This window comes from Chitinophaga pendula, assembly GCF_020386615.1.
GTDB classification, from domain to species: Bacteria; Bacteroidota; Bacteroidia; order Chitinophagales; family Chitinophagaceae; genus Chitinophaga; species Chitinophaga pendula.
Genome location: NZ_CP077769.1, coordinates 2,317,741 through 2,335,447, shown reverse-complemented (window position 1 = coordinate 2,335,447; position 17,707 = coordinate 2,317,741). Strand labels below are relative to the sequence as shown.

General features: G+C 47.0%; 13 protein-coding genes. 8 read left to right on the top strand and 5 right to left on the bottom strand.

Features of this window, described 5'->3' with window-relative positions:
* Positions 1–53 precede the first annotated feature (53 nt).
* The 5 genes from asnB to KTO58_RS08615 are packed head-to-tail and all read right to left on the bottom strand — an operon-like array spanning position 54 to position 5,650.
* Positions 54–1,955, bottom strand: coding sequence for an asparagine synthase (glutamine-hydrolyzing) (gene asnB, locus KTO58_RS08635; RefSeq protein ID WP_095839759.1), 1,902 nt, complete (start codon positions 1,953–1,955; stop codon positions 54–56).
* The gene (locus KTO58_RS08630) at positions 1,943–2,869 is read right to left on the bottom strand and encodes a glycosyltransferase family 2 protein (RefSeq protein WP_225860144.1); all 927 of its coding nucleotides are present in this window, start codon (positions 2,867–2,869) and stop codon (positions 1,943–1,945) included. The genes asnB and KTO58_RS08630 overlap by 13 nt, the downstream gene beginning before the upstream one ends.
* Positions 2,853–4,076: a glycosyltransferase family 2 protein gene (locus tag KTO58_RS08625; protein ID WP_095839761.1), complete on the bottom strand. Its 1,224-nt coding sequence runs from the start codon at positions 4,074–4,076 to the stop codon at positions 2,853–2,855. Before KTO58_RS08625 ends, KTO58_RS08630 begins: the two co-directional genes overlap by 17 nt.
* Positions 4,076–5,212, bottom strand: a complete 1,137-nt coding sequence (locus KTO58_RS08620) for a sugar transferase (RefSeq protein WP_225860143.1) — start codon at positions 5,210–5,212, stop codon at positions 4,076–4,078. Before KTO58_RS08620 ends, KTO58_RS08625 begins: the two co-directional genes overlap by 1 nt.
* Before the next feature lie 45 nt (positions 5,213–5,257).
* Positions 5,258–5,650: a response regulator gene (locus KTO58_RS08615; protein ID WP_095839762.1), complete on the bottom strand. Its 393-nt coding sequence runs from the start codon at positions 5,648–5,650 to the stop codon at positions 5,258–5,260.
* 512 nt (positions 5,651–6,162) lie between these two features.
* Between KTO58_RS08615 and KTO58_RS08610 the strand changes: the two genes are divergently transcribed.
* The 8 genes from KTO58_RS08610 (at position 6,163) to KTO58_RS08575 (ending at position 17,554) form a co-directional block, all read left to right on the top strand.
* Positions 6,163–7,353 (top strand): glycosyltransferase family 2 protein, encoded by a 1,191-nt coding sequence (locus tag KTO58_RS08610; RefSeq protein ID WP_095839763.1) that lies wholly within the window; start codon positions 6,163–6,165, stop codon positions 7,351–7,353.
* Positions 7,354–7,956: 603 nt separating this feature from the next.
* Positions 7,957–10,140, top strand: coding sequence for an exopolysaccharide transport family protein (locus KTO58_RS08605; protein ID WP_095839764.1), 2,184 nt, complete (start codon positions 7,957–7,959; stop codon positions 10,138–10,140).
* A 90-nt stretch (positions 10,141–10,230) separates the two neighbouring features.
* Positions 10,231–11,328, top strand: a complete 1,098-nt coding sequence (locus KTO58_RS08600) for an acyltransferase family protein (protein WP_157753076.1) — start codon at positions 10,231–10,233, stop codon at positions 11,326–11,328.
* A 126-nt stretch (positions 11,329–11,454) separates the two neighbouring features.
* Positions 11,455–12,888: an O-antigen ligase family protein gene (locus tag KTO58_RS08595; protein WP_095839766.1), complete on the top strand. Its 1,434-nt coding sequence runs from the start codon at positions 11,455–11,457 to the stop codon at positions 12,886–12,888.
* A gap of 10 nt (positions 12,889–12,898) precedes the next feature.
* Positions 12,899–13,612 carry a TolC family protein gene (locus KTO58_RS08590; protein WP_157753080.1) on the top strand — a complete coding sequence of 238 codons (714 nt, stop codon included), beginning with the start codon at positions 12,899–12,901 and terminating at the stop codon, positions 13,610–13,612.
* A gap of 162 nt (positions 13,613–13,774) precedes the next feature.
* A complete protein-coding gene (locus tag KTO58_RS08585) occupies positions 13,775–14,590 on the top strand; it encodes a carboxylesterase family protein (protein WP_157753082.1) in 816 nt (271 codons plus the stop codon).
* A gap of 26 nt (positions 14,591–14,616) precedes the next feature.
* Positions 14,617–15,681: an acyltransferase family protein gene (locus tag KTO58_RS08580; protein ID WP_095839769.1), complete on the top strand. Its 1,065-nt coding sequence runs from the start codon at positions 14,617–14,619 to the stop codon at positions 15,679–15,681.
* 595 nt (positions 15,682–16,276) lie between these two features.
* Positions 16,277–17,554: a M20 metallopeptidase family protein gene (locus KTO58_RS08575; protein WP_095839770.1), complete on the top strand. Its 1,278-nt coding sequence runs from the start codon at positions 16,277–16,279 to the stop codon at positions 17,552–17,554.
* Positions 17,555–17,707: the final 153 nt, after the last annotated feature.

The following is a 17,707-nucleotide window of genomic DNA, read 5'->3' as shown; positions in this document are numbered from 1 at the left end:
GCATTCACAATCAGCTCCTTTTACAATTAAATGATAGTTTACACACGACAGATTTACAGTACTGCTATCCAGCGGTTGTACCACAGCTGGAACACCAATATGTTCCATAGCTTCTGATGACTGACTTTCCCGCCACTGAGATAGGTGTTCAATAGCTGTTGTACCTGCGGTACATTAAAGAGTCCTGTTTGTTGCAGTCTTTCAGGTGCAAGGAAATACTGCATCTGTTCTTTTAACTCTTCCCGGAACCAATGTTGCAAAGGTGCAATAAATGGCCGCTTCGGACGATCCATCAGTGGTTTGGGAATATAACGGTGTACAATAGACTTCAGAATATATTTGTTGATACCATCCTTCACCTTCAGAGAAGCCGGTACCTGTGCCAGGAACTCCACCAGGCGGTGATCCAGCATAGGCTCACGCCCTTCAATACTCACAGACATAGTAGCCCTGTCCACCTTCACCAGGTTGTTATCCACCAGGAAGGTCTTATAATCTACCGCCAGCAACTTATTCAACGGATCATTGATATCCGTTAGCTCACCGTTCAGATCGAAGTTAGTCTTGTAATGGCCCGGCACCTCGTGCATATATCGCGCTACCTCCGACTCCGTCAGGTACTGGCTGATATACTTCAGCGCCTGCTGCGGCTTACCCGAAGCCCATATCAGCTTCATCTTCTCATAACGGGACGAGAAATTGTATTTTTTGTTGAAATAAGGAATAGCATCCGGATTAACCAGGCCCATCGCACCACTCAGCAACTGCTGCACGCCACGCGGAAACTTGCTGGTGTAAGACAACGATTGGTTGAACTTGTTATAGCCGGCAAACAGCTCGTCACCGCCATCAGCAGATAAAGCTACCTTCACCTGACGGCTGGCCAGTATACTCACCAAAGTAGTAGGCACCGTAGAGTTGTCCGCAAATGGTTCGTCATAGATCTCCGGCAAGCGGTCCAGTACGCTCAGCGCATCTTCCGGCCCGATGATCCATTCATTATGATCCGTACCCAGGTGGTTCGCGATCTTCCTCGCCTCCGCAGACTCGTCAAAAGCCTTCTCCTTATAGCCTATTGTAAATGTCTTGATACGGCTACCGGCATCCGCCTGTAAAATGGCCGCTACACTGGCGCTGTCATATCCGCCACTCAGGAACACCCCCACCGGCACATCCGCTACCATACGATAGTTATAAGCACTCTTCATCAGCTGCTCCGTATGGTTGATAATGTCGGCCTCACTCATATCCGTCAGCGGCTGCTTATATGCCTCCAGTACATTCCAGTACTGTTGCTCACTCACCCCCGCATTACGCAGGTCTACCTTCAGCAGGTGACCTGGCTTCAGCTTATGCGTATGCTGGTAGATGGTATAAGGCGCCGGTATATAACTGTATTGCAAAAACAGCGACAGGCTGTTCACGTCGATCTTCTTTTCAAATGCCGGATGCTCACACAGGCTCTTCAACTCAGAAGCAAACAACAATACCCGCTCATGCCAGTAGTAATACAACGGTTTCACACCGGCACGGTCCCTGCACAATATCACCTCCTCCTGCTGCGCGTCGTAGATAGCAAAAGAGAACATACCGATACATCTGTCGATGATCTTCTCGCGCCAGCAGTCATAACCTTTCAGCAACACCTCCGTGTCGGAAGTAGACAGGAAAGTATACCCCTTCGCTTCCAGCTCCTGACGCAGCTCCTTGAAATTATAGATCTCACCATTGAAAATGATGGTGAAATATTTATAGCTCATCGGCTGGCTGCCACCATTGGAAAGATCCAGGATAGACAAACGGCGATGCCCTAAACCAATATTGGCAGTATTATGTACATGCGTCTCATAACCCGCACTGTCGGGCCCGCGATGCACCAATGCATCCGTCATCCGTTGCAATTCCTCACTGCCTGTTCGCTTCGTAAAGTCAATAAATCCTGCTATGCCACACATACTTCCTTACTGTTTTTAAGATGTCTGAGATGCCAGAATATACCGTTCCAGAAAGCCTTCAAATGTACTTTCTCGCGTTTCAGTATAAATACCAGCGTATTTTTCGGAATAGTGAAAAAACTGAAATAAAGCAGGAATACCATCCGGGACGGTAACTGTACATTCCTGCGCATAAATAGAATGCGGTTGCGGGTCAGATAATACGTCTTCAGCGGACTGTTCTTTCCCGTCGTCATCGACTCCTTATGATAGAGGAGCGACTTATACTGATAGTAGATCTTATACCCTTTACGTTTGAACATCTCACACCAGTCAAACTCTTCGTAGTAAAGGAAATAAACTTCCGGCATCAATCCTACTTCCTCCAATGCCCTGCGCGAGATCATCATCCCGCCGCCATGGGCATAGTTGGTCGCTGATAACTGGTCATACTGACCATTATCCGGCTCGTGACAACCGACCATACTGTTACGGCCGGTCAGCCGGTCTACCTCATTATAACCTGCATATTCAATTGTACCGGGATGGAAGAAGTAATGGAATTTAGGACTCACCACCCCCGCATCTGCATGCTCCCGGAATACCTCTACCAGCCCCTCTATCAATCCTTCTGTGAATTCTGTATCGTTATTGACCAGAAATAGGAAATCCCCTTTGGCTGCTTTAATGCCCAGATTGTTGCCCCCTGCGAACCCCAGGTTCTTGTCGCTCCGGATCACCCGCACCGTCGGCATCAGCGCCTGCAAAGCCGCCGTAGGATCTTCAGCGGAAGCATTATCCACTACGATCACCTCGAGGTGGGTATAGCTGATACGGCCGATGGAAACCAACAACTCCTCCGTTACCCGGCTGTTGTTATAGTTAACCGTGATCACAGAGACCAGTGGTGCAGCTATATTACTTGTTGACGGCATCTAACAATGGATTATTGATTCCTGTTTTCGTATGTTTCGTGTGAATGAATTTCTTGTTGGCGCCTTTTAGACGGAATAACAACCCTATCATGATCAGCATCGCTTTCGGCAGATTGATCAGCGCTGTCCACAGATACCGGCGGTAAAACAAGGCCGGGATCGGTACCAATAGACTGATACAGTTCAGCACGAACAAAGTGATCCACCAGATAGGCTGAATGGAAAGGTAAGGCTGCAATAACAGGCTTAGTACACACAACAGCGTAGTCGCCGCTACCAGTATCATCCGGGGGATCATCAGGTTCTGGCAGATGGTCATATTGAAATAATCCACCTGTCCCCTGAACAATGCCGCCCAACCTTTACTCCAATATTTACCCAGGTATACAAACTGAGCAGAAAGCCAACGCCTGCGCTGATGTTGGAAAGCCTCCTGGTTTTCTACCTTCTCATCATAAATACGCGCTTCCTCCAGGTAGAAAATACTATGTCCCTTCGCGATCACCAGCTGCTGTAATACCTTGTCAAAACCACCGATCGCCTGTATCTCCTGCATCATGGATTTGATCAGCGGCCAGTGAAAGGCCATGCCGGACCCGATTACAGAGGCAGAAAGCCCTAAGGCATTAGCGCCCTTACGATACATATGGTTGGCAATGATCTCATTGGCGGCATCTAATATGGCAAAAGGCGTATCCAGGTTTTTAGCCACCCGTTGCGCCTGTATAGCATATTCTCCATCCTGGAAAGCTTTGTTCACTTTCAACAGGAAGTCATTTTCCAGCATATTGTCCGCATCACATATCAACCCCAGGTCATACACATCATCCAGTCTTTCAAAAGCCGCGTTCAATGCTTTGGCTTTAGTACTCTGTTGAAAACTCACTTCCAGTACCCGTACACTGGTCTGTGACAGCTTATGTAACGTCGCTGGTTGCAGGCTATCTGCAATCACGATCACTTCGTAACGGTCTGCAGGATAGTCCAGCCGCGCATAACTGTCTGCCACCGAAAGGATCACTTCATCCTCCTTGTAAGCAGGTACCAGTATAGCTACCCGGGCATAAGCCGTTTCACCCGGTACAGGTCGCACCGGTTTACGCCGGATAATACGGCCCGCAAGTGATAAACATAGATTGTAAATGATGCATCCTCCTACGTAAGAAAAGAAAACGAACTCAATGACAGTAACTAATATTCCAAGCATTACACATTATCTTTTTGGATCATCGCGAATGGCGTATTGACCATCAGCCACATATCGTACGCGAATGAGTTTTTATGCGCGTAGTCAATATCAAGACTGATACGCTCTTCGGCAGACATCTCCTTTTTACCACGTTTGCTGATCTGCCACAGGCCGGTAATACCAGCAGGCGCCAGGAAACGTTCTGCCCAATCATCTGTTGTAAGGGTGGTAGCCTCATATAATGGCAGCGGACGGTTACCTACCAGCGACATATCTCCTTTCAACACATTCAGCAACTGCGGGATCTCATCCAGGCTGCTGTTACGCAGGAAGTTACCCAGGCGCGTTACACGCGGATCATTGGCTACTTTGAAGAATTTGGCGCCTTTACCATCTTTATACTGGTTTTCCAGCATATGCAGCTTTTTGTCTGCATCAGGCACCATCGTACGGAATTTATAGAACTTAAATATTTTATAGTTACGGCCAGCTCTTTTGGAAGTATAGAAGATAGGTCCTTTTGATTCCAGGCGTATGGCGGCGGCTACCGCCAGCATCACCGGGCTCAAGACTACCAGCGCAGTGGCAGCGGCAGTAACATCCACGGTACGCTTCAGGAAATTGCTGACACGTCTGCCTTTATAGACCACCTTCTCCTGCTCCTGCAACGGCATAAATGTATGCAGGCGTTTGAACTTGTTCACGAAGTCTACCTTAGGTTGCAGCTGCTGCAACAGGCAGTCTTTGGTGATGATCTCGTCAATGAAGGTATATTTCCTTACAAAAGATTTCAGGGTATCAGAAACGTCTTCAGTATATAAGAAAAACGGAATGGAGCACAATACTTTATGAGAAGCAAAATAAGACTCCCATTGTGCAAAGGCAGTCTCATAATCGCTCTTAAAACGAAATATGATCACCGCAGGGATCTGGCGGTATACATTCAACAGTTGTGCAATAGTTTGCTGTGCACCTTTTACGTCCTCAGCTACCAGGCAACGGAAACCAGCTACTTCCATTGAAGCGGCAGGAAATGCTGCGCCAACGAACAGTAACACACGCTCCTGTTCTAAAGGGCGTTGCGCTGTTCCGTTATTTTTTCCGGCAATACCGAGGCCTGTAAGTGGGGCCATCGTAGGTGTAATCGTCTCCATATTTAAAATAAAGTTATGGTATGAATGGTCTTCGGTAAAGATCTGCTAGGAGTTGATAGTGGCTAATTCGCCATTGATAATTTCCCCTACCTGCTGTAACAAATTAGCAGGATCAAAAGGTTTCTGGATCACTGCATGTACATTGTTGTATTTGCCAACGAAATCGTCTGGCACAGACTCTAATGCACCGGTGATTACTATAGCTGGAATATCCTTGTATAAATAGCTGGCAGAAAGATGTGCAAGCAGCTCCCATCCATCGATGTTGGGCATGTGCAGATCTGTAATGATGAGGTCAGGTGTACTACCTTTGGAAAGCCATGACATGGCGGCCAATCCATCCTGCGCTGATACTACGGTATATTGATGGCCAAGTATTGCTTCGAGCAAATATCTGATCGGTAAGCTATCGTCTATTATTAAAATCGTTTTTTTCATTATCTTCTTTTCCTTTTTCTGTTATGATTATTTGTACCGAGCGCACACGAATATGAATTCCTGGCTCAAGCGAGGCTTTTTATGGATAAGGTCAAGAAAGATGATCTGGTAGCTTTCCAGGGGATATGATGGCAGTTATAGCAGGATTAACCCTAAATTCGGCTTTAATAATACCTGTGTTGTATGGTACAACAGGTCGTCTTGTAAAGACCGCGTTGGCACGGCAGCTATTATCAAAGAGGTTTTTTGTAACGGGTGTAAAAGTAGTACTCTTTGTTTTAACAAACCTGGGTTTTTGGTAAACGAGGTATTTTTTGGGGTGAATGCAATAAAAAGCACCGTAAACGAATTTTGATATTGCAATATAGGTTTTCGGAATCGAAATCTTATAAATTACTTGCACTTTATCATTTTTTTTATAATAATTTTGCGCCGAACAATTCTGTTTCCGTATATAGATATTTATATAATCTTTTCAACGCATTACATCCCCTCCTAACACTGTTCCAATCATGAGTTTTTGGTATTTCGTCTTCTGGATAGGCCTTGCTATACTCTTTTACAGCTATATCGGCTACGGTATTGTATTGTACATCGTACTCCGGATCAAACGCCTGCTGTTCGGGCGTCCGCGTACCAGCGAACATGCTTTCTTACCCGATGTCACCCTGCTGATCGCCGCCTACAATGAAGAAGATTTCATCGCAGAAAAAATCCATAACTCCCTCGCCCTCGAATACCCGGAACACAAATTACAGATCGTCATCGTAACCGACGGCAGCACCGATAATACCAATAATATCATCCGTCAATATCCGCGTGTACAACTACTGCACGATCCGCAACGTAATGGGAAAGCAGCGGCAGTTAACCGCGCTATGCAGTATATCAATACCCCGTTTGTTGTGTGTTGCGACGCCAACACCGTGCTCAACCGCGAAGCCGTATATCACCTGGTTCAACATTTCGCCAACGACAACGTAGGCGCAGTAGCCGGTGAGAAAAAAGTGATCGCCGCCGATACCGAAGGCCAAGGAGAAGGCATGTACTGGAAATACGAATCCCTGCTGAAAAAATGGGATGCAGAACTATATAGCGTCATGGGCGCCGCAGGCGAGCTGTTTGCCATCCGTACCAGCCTCTACGAGCCCATATCACCCGATACCATCCTAGACGATTTTATGATCTCCTTCCATATCAATATGAAAGGCAAGAAGGTGATGTACGAACCCAAAGCTTACGCCATGGAATCGTCCTCCGCCTCCCTCACCGAAGAGCATAAACGTAAGGTACGTATCAGTGCCGGTGGCTTCCAGTCCATCCTCCGGCTGCTGCCCTTGCTTAATTTCTTCCGCTATCCCAGGATCACCTGGCAATACGTGTCACACCGCGTATTACGCTGGACATTAGCCCCCCTCTCCCTCCCCTTGACATTAATAGCCAACATCCTGCTCGTAATAGGACGTGCGGGTTATATATATGATATACTGCTGGTGCTCCAGGCAGGATTTTACGCGGCTGCTTTTGCCGGTTATACCTTGGCCAAAAGACAGGTAAAAAATAAATACCTCTACATCGCTTTCTACTTCCTGTTCATGAACATGGCCGTATTCCAGGGATTCGCCCGCTTCATCCGCAAACGCCAGTCCGGCGTATGGGAAAGATCCCAGCGTAGCCAGATGGTATTAGAACAAGGACAGTAGCAAAAAAACAATCATTAAAAATATTTTTATCTATATAACGCTATTATCACATGATCATTTATTGCAGTAAGTGGGTATTCTCTCCGGTCAATTATCTGCACTTGAATACAATAAGCAGCCATTCACGGGGAAAAATAGACCGTTCACTAGCTAAAAAACTATTTTCGCCCAAAAAGCTACTTTTTTTGTGATCTTCCGTTTACTTTTGCGCAGCTAAACCGAATACACCTGAGGATCAATAAAAACCGGGCGCAGACCACGCCAGGTCCCCATAGTGATATACGGTCCATTGTTAGGGTCAAGATCTGCAACACGTCTTCCCATTAGCCTTATCCTTCGAACAAGCCACTTTAAAGTCGGTAGGAATAACTCTCCACCGTACTGTGATTTTTACCATTTCCTCTGAGCGGATCGCTTTCATGGCTCAATAAACCATGTCTGTGATATTCAAGCCTGCGAATGCTGATACCTTGTTGTATCCGCTATGCAAATGAAACGCGAACGCTGTCCCAGAACCACCCGATTTATTAATAAGTGCACTTCGCAGATACCGGTGTAACCGGTTTTTTAAGGAGTGATAATTGAAGAAAAATAATAATTGATATGGATATAATATATTTCGTTAAGGCCCTGCTGAAAAAGAAATGGTGGATCATCATCAGTACCATCGCTGCATTGGCACTGGCGTTCGTCTTTACCATGGACCGCCCGCGCTTATATGTATCCAATGCCCAAATGTCTACCGGATTCACCACCAACGACCAGATACGCCTTCGTGACGAAAACACCAACGTATCCGAGATGGACCTCAAGTTCGGTAATGTCATCCAAACCATGCAATCCCCCATCGTGATCAGCCTCCTGCAATACGACCTGCTGATACACGACCTGACCTCCAACAAACCTTTTACCCGCCTTACAAAAGACGATATGAAATCGCCTGAGTATCGCGAATTCGATAAAGAAGCCGCCTACCACCTCTGCAAAAACAAACTGGATAGCCTCCAGATGCTGACCTCCTACCGCCCGGAAGAGAGAAAAGTACTGGAGTACATGAAACTCTGTAAATACGATTATGAGTCTATCCGCAAAATGCTATCCGTCAACAGAGCACAGCGTACCGATTATATCGATATCTCCTACCGTTCCACCAACCCGGAGCTATCTGCTTATGTAGTGAACACCCTCTATAAAGAATTCACTAAATACTACCGCAGTCTGCGTTCCGAACGCTCTGTAGAAAATATCGAGAGCTTCGAAGGCCTCGTGGCCCAGAAAAAAAGCGAACTGGATATCAAAGTGGAAGCACTCCGCGCATTCAAAGCCTCTCAAGGACTGCTGAACGTAGAAGCCGCCAGCGGCAACGAGCTCAGCCTCATCGCACAGCTCGAAAAAACACTGCTCGACGAAAAAGCCAACAGCAACATCCTCTCCTCTTCCCTTCAAAGCACCAATCAGCAGATCGCTGCACTAAGCGAAGGCAAGACCGCATTCAATAACAACAACGAGATCGTAGCCCTGCGTAAACAGCTGAATCAGGCTAACGAAGAATACCTCCGCACGGGTAGCTCCGACGACGAACTGGGCGCTAAAGTGAAATCCTTACGCTCCCAACTTCAACGAGCCATGACGTCAGGTAATACGGGCGGCGGCGGACAAGCACTGTCCAGAGAAGAACTGCAGCAAAAGAAAGCCTCCCTGGAAGCAGATCTCAATGCAGCAAGACTTAACATCGCCAACCTGCAAGCTAAAATAGGCTCCCTTAAAAATTCCGTAGGCTCTTACGCCAACAAGGAAGCTACCGTTAGCACCTTACAACAGGAAGTAACACTGGCACAGGATGAATACAATAAACTAAAGGAAAAACTCAACGCAGCTGTCGACAACCGCAATGCACCACAGGACAACTTCCGTCAGACGCTACAGGGACAGCCGGCTTTCAAACCGGAATCCTCCAAACGTATCGTACTCATGGGCATGGCAGGTGTATCCGTATTCCTGCTGTCTACACTGGGTATCCTCTTTATGGAGTTCTTCGATGGCTCTATCAAATCACCGTCTATATTTGAAAAAAACGTAGGCCTTAAACTGATCAGCACCATCAATCACACCGACCTGCATAAACACAGCATACTCGAAGTGATACAACGCCAGGAAGTACATAAGAAACTGTCCCGCCAGAACAGCTTCCGCGAGCTGCTGCGTAAACTGCGTTATGAAATAGAAAGTAGTGGCAAGTCCATCTTCCTGTTCACCAGTACAGAACCACAACAGGGTAAGACCACCCTCGTACAGGCGATCGCTTACAGCCTCAGCCTGAGCAACAAAAAAGTACTGGTGCTGGATACTAACTTCTGTAATAACGACCTTACCGTTCAACTCAACGCCAAGCCGACATTAGAGTCCTTCTCTATAGAACCGGAAAATTTCAGCATTGATAAAGTGAAAGAGATGGTGACCACCTACTCCATCGAAGGCATCGAAGTCTTCGGATGTAAAGGAGGCGATTACACACCATCAGAGATACTGCCTAAGAACCACTTGCTGAACTACCTGCCGCAACTGGCACAATACTATGATTTCATCCTCATGGAAGGCGCCCCGCTCAATGACTATACCGATAGTAAGGAGCTGGCGCAATATGCAGAAGGCGTGATCGCCATATTTTCATCCAGGGCCACCGTCAAGCAGAATGACAAGGAGTCTATACAGTTCCTGCAATCGCTGGGGCCTAAATTCATGGGCGCCGTATTGAACGCTGTGAAGGATGACTATCTAGAACTATAACAGGTAATGCGTAAAGGGCTGCTCCCTGTTTTTACCGCGCTTGAACTAAATATTTACTATCAACCCAAAAAAAAACCTAAATGCAGTCAAATGAGCCAACAGTTCCCACATACTGGATCAATCTTCTCATTCCGTCCACAACACAATGGACGCCATGCCTGGATCGACTATGCTAAGGGAATTGCTATTCTCTTTGTTGTATATCGTCACGTGATCTACGGACTGCTATATAGCGGTGTGGAGATCAATGATACCATGATGGATGCCAACGAAATGCTGTATGGCTTCCGCATGCCTTTGTTCTTCTTCCTCTCTGGCCTCTTCTTTTCATCCAGCCAGCGTAAGTACGGACCGAAGAACTTTGCTATCACCAAGGTAAATACCCTACTGTATCCTTACCTGTTGTGGTGTATCATTCAGCTCACCCTCCAGATCATGTTCTCCGAGTATACCAATTTCAAACGGGATGCCGGAGACTATATAGATATACTCATTCATCCACGTACCATGCTTCAGCAATGGTATTTGTTTGCCCTCTTCAACACGTCTGTACTTTATCTTTTCTTCAGCCAGGTATGCCGGTTTAAAGCGCCGGTACAGCTGCTGATAGGATTGGCCCTGCTGTCGCTCAAGCCTTATGCCGGCGATATCAGTACGCTTACCGACGTGATGATGCACTATGTGTTCTTTGCATTAGGCGACCTGGCCGCTCCTTATTTCTTCCGCGAGAAGATACTGGATAGCCTCACCTCTGCCCCCAAAGCATTACTGCTACTCCCGGTATTTATCGGCATTCAGTACTATTGTATGAAACATCCGGGTATGAATATCTACATATATTCTGCGATGGCACTGTTCGGCGGGCTGCTGGTGATCATACTCTCCCTGTTGCTGGCCAAACACGAGCGGCTGACTATACTACGTACGATCGGTCATTACTCGTTGTACATCTACCTGCTGCACCTGGGCATTGTGTTCCTGCTGCGTTTTATGGTACTGAAAACAGGTCTGCAGATCAACATGCCACTGCTGACCCTATTCCTAGTCACCGCCGGCATCTATGGGTCCATGCTCTTATATCGCGTATGTATCCGCCTGGGGATGAACTTCCTGTTCAAAGGACCTTTTAAGCAAGTGAATTACACACCGGTGCAAGGCAGTCAGCCTTTAAAACCGATAGAAAATTAATGGCTGATATGAAACAGAAAAATGAACCGAAGGTCATCAGCGAATCTTTACACAAGACACTGATCATACTATTTGCAGGACTGGTGATACTGGCCCTGTGTTTTAAAACAGTATTCTCGTAACGAAGTGATCACTACACGAAGAAATATCAAACCGGCGTTATTGGCTGCAGTATGGATCGTACTGGTGCCGCTGCTGGCCTGGCTGGCAGCCTCCGATGTCAAAGCAGGCGCCATGATAGCCGTCGGCATTATAGGTGGTGCCATGTGCCTGACCTGTCTGGTCAATTATCGCCTCGGATATTATATCTATATAACTGTCACACTTTGTATCCGCCTCGGCGAGCGTATGTCGGGCGCAGAACAACAGGTAGGACTTGTCATGGACGCCTTGCTATGGTGCGTACTGTTCGGTTGTATCTTCCAGCGCGGACATGAAAGCGCCAAAAAAGTCAACTATGCCAAAGACCCCCTGCTGATCACCCTCTATCTCTATACCCTCGTACAGATCATAGAAGTAGTGAATCCTGCCGGTCCCGGCTTCTTGGTATGGGTCATCTTCATGCGCGTATTCATCCGTAACCTCATCATGGTGTACATCGGCTTGAATATCTTCAACAGCATGAAGGACGTACGGACCTTCTTCAAGTTCTGGCTGGTGATCTCTACGCTGGCTGCTGTCTATGCCTGCATACAGCAATGGTTCGGACTCCCCTCCTACGAGCTGGCATTCATTGCCCGCTATCCTGAGAAGTTTAGAACCGTGATCATCCTAAGCGGCACCCGCGTATATTCCTTTATGTCCGATCCCGCCGTATTCGGGATCCTTATGGCAGGCAATATCGCCATCTGCGTCATCCTGCTCACCGCCAGTAAACACGCTATCAGCATTCCCAAAAAACTGCTGATACTGATATCTGCCGGCCTCCAGATGCTGGCCCTCGGCTATTCCGGTACCCGTACCGGTTATGTAATGCTGCCATTGGGCCTGCTTATCTTTTTCATCGCCAACCTGCAAAAAAGAAATACCATCATCATCGCCATGGTATGTGGACTCGTGGGACTCGTCATTCTTTATGGCCCCTTCCACGGCAATCCGACCATCATACGTGTAAGAACGGCTTTCCTGGGAAAACAGGACGAATCTGTAAATGTGCGAGAGGTGAACCGCCACCGCATACAACCATACATATATAGTCATCCCATCGGAGGAGGACTCAATACCACCGGCGGTAATGGCGCCACCTTCGCACCCGGCCACGAACTGGCCGACTTCCAGACCGACAACGGATACCTCCGTGCCGTACTGGAGACAGGCTGGCTTGGCCTCCTGGTATGCGGCGCCTACTTTTTCTTTATCATACAGGCAGCTATCATCAACTTCTTTAAAGTCAAAGACGAGCTGGATAAACTACTGATGATATCCATCGCCGCCGTAGTGTTTTCCATTGCTATCGCACAATACGCGCAAGATGCTGTTTCTCTTGTGGAATCTGCGCTGCTGCTGAATATCTTTATCGCTATCGTTATTAAAGTGAGATATACTTATGATGCGTCGTAAAACAATCAATATGAAAAAAATTCTAGTGGCCATGCTGGCGGTTTCGCTGGGTAGCGCCGTACATGCTCAACAGCGTTTGGATACTGCTGTATTACTGAAATTGCCGGCAGACCCTGCTAACGTAACTCGTTTCAAACAGAAACTGGTAGAACTGGCAATACAAAACCCGGACGTACGTAAATACGCCCTGGAAAAACAAATGGTGAAATACGAAACAACGATCGCCGGCGCTAAGTGGGCCAACCATTTCTCTGCCTCTGGCAACTTGAATGAGTTCACCCTCGAAAACAAAGGCAGTGCCAACAACTTCTTCCCTCGTTACAACTTCGGGGTAACTTTACCGATCGGTAACCTGATCGCCATCCCTGCAGAAGTAAAACGTACCCGCGCCAACGCCAAACTGATCGACGTACAGCGAGAATCTGAAGTACTGCAGATCAAAGCCCGCGTATTACGCTACTACGAAGAGTATGCGGCTAACAAACGCCTCCTGGAATTACACCAGCCCATCCTCGAAGATGCTTTGGTATACTACAACCAGGTAGAAGAGAAATTTAAAGCCGGCGAAAAAGAAACTAACATCACCACTTACAAAGAAGCCTACAAATTCTACAACGATGCCATGACGCAACGCGTAGTATTAGAGCGCAATCTCCGCCAGTCAAAAGTAGACCTCGAAGGTATCGTAGGTATGACACTGGAAGAAGTAATGATGCAGCTGTAAACAGTACTAGCGATTTTTTATACGTATTTGCTACAAGGGGACAATAAACAGGTATTGCACCACCGGGCTGCTGCCCGGAACACGTTACATCTATCGGGAAACAATATAACAGGGGATCACTGAACTGTCCTTCTATTCCACTAACTGTCAAACATACTGTTCATGAGTAAGCTGTTGACAATGAAAGCGCTATTGTGCGCCATGATACTATTAACCACCAAAGCAAGCGCTCAGTATGAGCCCATGCAACAAACAAAGGTAGCCATCAGCCCCTGGCAGACAAGACAGGCACTGATCTATCTGCCTAAAGATTACAAAGCCGGAAATAAATACCCGCTGTTGGTATGTTTTCACGGCAGAAGCATCGCCGGTAACGACCTCTCCAAGATATTCCGTGAAGGCGTTACCCGGCAGTTGAAAGAAGGGAAAAGCATAGCCGCCGTAAACCCTAAGGATGGTAAACGCTATGAGTTCATCGTGCTGGCCCCGCTAGCAGAACACTGGTCTTTCTCTCCGCAGGATGTAGGTCCTATGCTGGATGATGTGATCAAACGCTATGCGATAGACACTACCCGCATATACCTCACCGGTTACAGCGCCGGCGGATGGGCGGTGGAGTCTGCCAAAAACCACGACAAAAGGCAGGCAACCCGCATCGCCGCCTGTATAACCATGTCGCCCGCCCGGATCGACGAAGCTTATCTGAAAAGATACAACGTCTCCGCCGGTGCCGGCATACATACCTGGTACTTCGCCGGTCAGGATGAAGCCTACTTCCGCGACAACGTGAAAGACTTCGCCGACAGTACCAACAAGTATAAACCCGGGATGGCCCGGCTGACCCTCTACCCGGGTGGTCACAGCGGCTGGTACCGGTTTTATAACCCCGACTTCCGGGAGAATGGCATGAACATATACGAGTGGCTGTTACAGTACCAGCGCCCTGCCTCGCGTACTTCCAACGTCGCCCGCCGATAATAGTCAAACTACGAAAGCAGTAAGATATGGATACCACATCAACATCAGCTACCCTCCCACCACCTGCCCCTAAGCCGACTGCAGGTGGCAAGAAGTTCATTAGTTATATCCACAATTTCCGTGGTATCGCTATCATCTATGTAGTGGCAGCACATATACTCGTAGCCTGGCCACAGGGCTCCGTTACCCAGAAGATACTGGATATCGTGTTCCAAAACTCCACGATCCTGTTCCTCTTCATCGCCGGATACCTGTTCCAGCACCTTTCTGCTAAGTTTGAATACAAGGACTACCTGATCAAGAAGTTCCAGAACGTGATCTGTCCTTACCTCATTATCTCCGTACCTATCATCATCTATCGTATCGTCAGCCATGACGTACCCGGCTTTACGATAGAAGAACATCCGGATTTCCTCAGCTGGACACGTGGTCAGCAGGCCATGCACTACCTGTTCCACGGCGCCCACCTGCAACAGCTGTGGTTCATCCCCATGATCACCATCTACTACCTGATCGCACCGGTATTACTGTACATCGACCGGCACCCAAAGCTATACTACGTACTGCTGCCGCTCATCGCACTGTCCCTCATCATACAACGTAGCGCCCTCAGCGATACCCTGGGCATGGCAGTACACTTCCTGTCCGTATATGTGTTTGGGATGTTCCTGAGCCGGTATAAAGACGAATACCTGGAGTTCGCCAAAAAGTACTGGGTGCTGATCACCGTGCTCTCTATAGGGTTCCTGGTGCTGAATTTCTTCGTACCGAAGGCGTGGTACGACCCAGTAGACTACACGCAGAAAATGCTCTTCTGCTGCTTTTACATCTACTGGCTCTGGCGGCTGGAAAAATATATGCCTAAGTTTGTAGATACACTGGCAGTGCTGAGTTTCGGTATCTACTTTGTACACTACTTCTTCGTATTGTTCCTGCGCGGCGCACACATGAAAGTGTTCCACTCCGAAGTACCGGGCAACCTCCTCTACTGGACCGTCAGCTTCCTCATCGTGATGGTCGGCTCCATCATCGCTTTACAGATCGCCAAAAAGATATTAGGTAAGAATAGCAAGTATTTCGTTGGATGTTAATGATAAGATCATCAGTCAGCCTATGCGCGTTTGCATAGGCTGACTTTGTTTCGTCCTTATCTGGCATTACAATGGGTGGAAAGTTTGTTATACGTGCTCTTCGGATTACTCTTTCTTTTATCTTTTTTTGTTATAGTACGCTGCGTATGTATATTCCATAACTCCTTCCTGCGGTATTTCAACGATAAATACAGCTCCGTCAGGATACAAGACAAACAGCAATCATCCTATGTCGAGGTACTAACGTTTGATGAATTTTTGTCTTCCGGCAAGTACCCCTCGATAACTTCTCTCCACCACTCTTCCTTCCGCTGGCCATTCACAACACAACATTGAAAATGCCTCCTCACTCCCGCGGGATAAAGGGATGGGCGGATGGAGAAGGATAAAGATGCGCATCCGCAACATCCATCCGTCAAAAAGCCTCGCTAAAAGGTAAAAAGTGAACTTTTTATTGTCTAATTTGCCGCCATTCCGCTGAACTATTGGACTAAGAGATGTGAATATTCAAATACACTTGTGATTGGGGCAGTATTGATATGCCATTCCCGTATCCATGTTAAAAGGTCATTAAACATCCAATAATATCTTAGTCATGAGAATCAAATTCCTATTATTCGTACTGTTAGTAAGTCTCGCCAGCTGGCAACCAAAAGGCAAAAAAGTCTTAACACATGAATTAGTCAGAACAACAACGGACAGCATCTATGACAAACTCGTCAAAATCAGAAGGGACTTCCATGCCAATCCTGAACTAGCAAAAAATGAAACGCGCACCCGCGAAGTCATCCGGCAATATTTGCTGGACTTAGGCATGGAAGTAGACACCAGCACCTATGGGCATGGTATCATAGGTATCCTAAAAGGTAAAAAACCAGGCAGGAAGATCGCCTGGCGCGCAGAGATGGATGCCTTACCCAATAGCTTCCCCGACGACGTGCCGTTCAAGTCTACCGTAAAGGGCGTACAACATGGTTGCGGACACGATGTACATCTGGCTATCGCCCTGGGGATAGCAGACATCCTGGCAAAGAATAAAGAATCATTGGCAGGCACCGCCTACTTCATCTTCCAACCAGAGGAAGAAACATTTGTTGGCGCCAAAGCCATGGTAGCCCAGGGCTTGTTCTCTAAAATAAAGCCGGATGAGATCTATGGTCTGCACGTAACGGCAATACCGGTAGGAAAGATCGTCGCTAAAGCCAATGAAGTATTCGCCTATCAGAAGCAGGTAAGGATCAAACTGAAAAACGAAGTATCCAAAGATGAAGCAAAAACATTGGCGCAAAAGATCAACAAGGCTTTAGTCCGTGTACAACCCAATACTAAGCCTTGGGAGATACAGCACATCGTCGATCCTCAAATGGGGCTGTCCAATCCCAATACCATCTTTAAGGACTACCTTATCATGGATGAGAAATTCAGGATCTATGCAGACAAAGACGCGCTCTTTATGGAAACATATTTATATGAGACCAACGCCGCTAATCTACAAAAGATTATCCCGAAGATCGAACAAGTGATCGAAGCAGAAAAGTATAAAGACAAGCTATTATCTGTATCATTCATTCAGGACAACCCAACCGTTATAAACGATGCAAAGTTGACTGAAAAAGCCTCCAATACACTAAGCAGCATCTATGGCAATGATCTGATATCGCCAGACTACGGACAAGTTCCCTACTTCAATGATGATTTCGCCTACTTCCAACAAAAAGTACCAGGTGTGTATTTCCTTTTAGGGGGTTCTGATTTCCAAAAGGGAATTATCGCCATGAATCATGCGCCTAATTTTAAGGTGGATGAACAGTGTATAAAAGTAGGTGTCAGAAGTTTCACCTCTTTGATGATCGAAAGACTTCACAAGAAATAAACCAACACACTTCCTGACAAATGAGCAGCGTCTATGATGCTGCTTATTTTTTTTGGTGCCCCTCCTAAAAATACTCCTTCCATACATTTTCATACAAATCGTAGAGATTTGAACACTTTTACCGAACCATTCCGAAAGACCTTTGAGTATAAA

Coding starts and splice junctions, on each gene's coding strand:
- asnB (WP_095839759.1), bottom strand. CDS start 1,955: ATGTGTGGCATAGCAGGATTTATTGACTTTACGAAGCGAACAGGCAGT.
- KTO58_RS08630 (WP_225860144.1), bottom strand. CDS start 2,869: ATGCCGTCAACAAGTAATATAGCTGCACCACTGGTCTCTGTGATCACG.
- KTO58_RS08625 (WP_095839761.1), bottom strand. CDS start 4,076: ATGCTTGGAATATTAGTTACTGTCATTGAGTTCGTTTTCTTTTCTTAC.
- KTO58_RS08620 (WP_225860143.1), bottom strand. CDS start 5,212: ATGGAGACGATTACACCTACGATGGCCCCACTTACAGGCCTCGGTATT.
- KTO58_RS08615 (WP_095839762.1), bottom strand. CDS start 5,650: ATGAAAAAAACGATTTTAATAATAGACGATAGCTTACCGATCAGATAT.
- KTO58_RS08610 (WP_095839763.1), top strand. CDS start 6,163: ATGAGTTTTTGGTATTTCGTCTTCTGGATAGGCCTTGCTATACTCTTT.
- KTO58_RS08605 (WP_095839764.1), top strand. CDS start 7,957: ATGGATATAATATATTTCGTTAAGGCCCTGCTGAAAAAGAAATGGTGG.
- KTO58_RS08600 (WP_157753076.1), top strand. CDS start 10,231: ATGAGCCAACAGTTCCCACATACTGGATCAATCTTCTCATTCCGTCCA.
- KTO58_RS08590 (WP_157753080.1), top strand. CDS start 12,899: ATGAAAAAAATTCTAGTGGCCATGCTGGCGGTTTCGCTGGGTAGCGCC.
- KTO58_RS08585 (WP_157753082.1), top strand. CDS start 13,775: ATGAGTAAGCTGTTGACAATGAAAGCGCTATTGTGCGCCATGATACTA.
- KTO58_RS08580 (WP_095839769.1), top strand. CDS start 14,617: ATGGATACCACATCAACATCAGCTACCCTCCCACCACCTGCCCCTAAG.
- KTO58_RS08575 (WP_095839770.1), top strand. CDS start 16,277: ATGAGAATCAAATTCCTATTATTCGTACTGTTAGTAAGTCTCGCCAGC.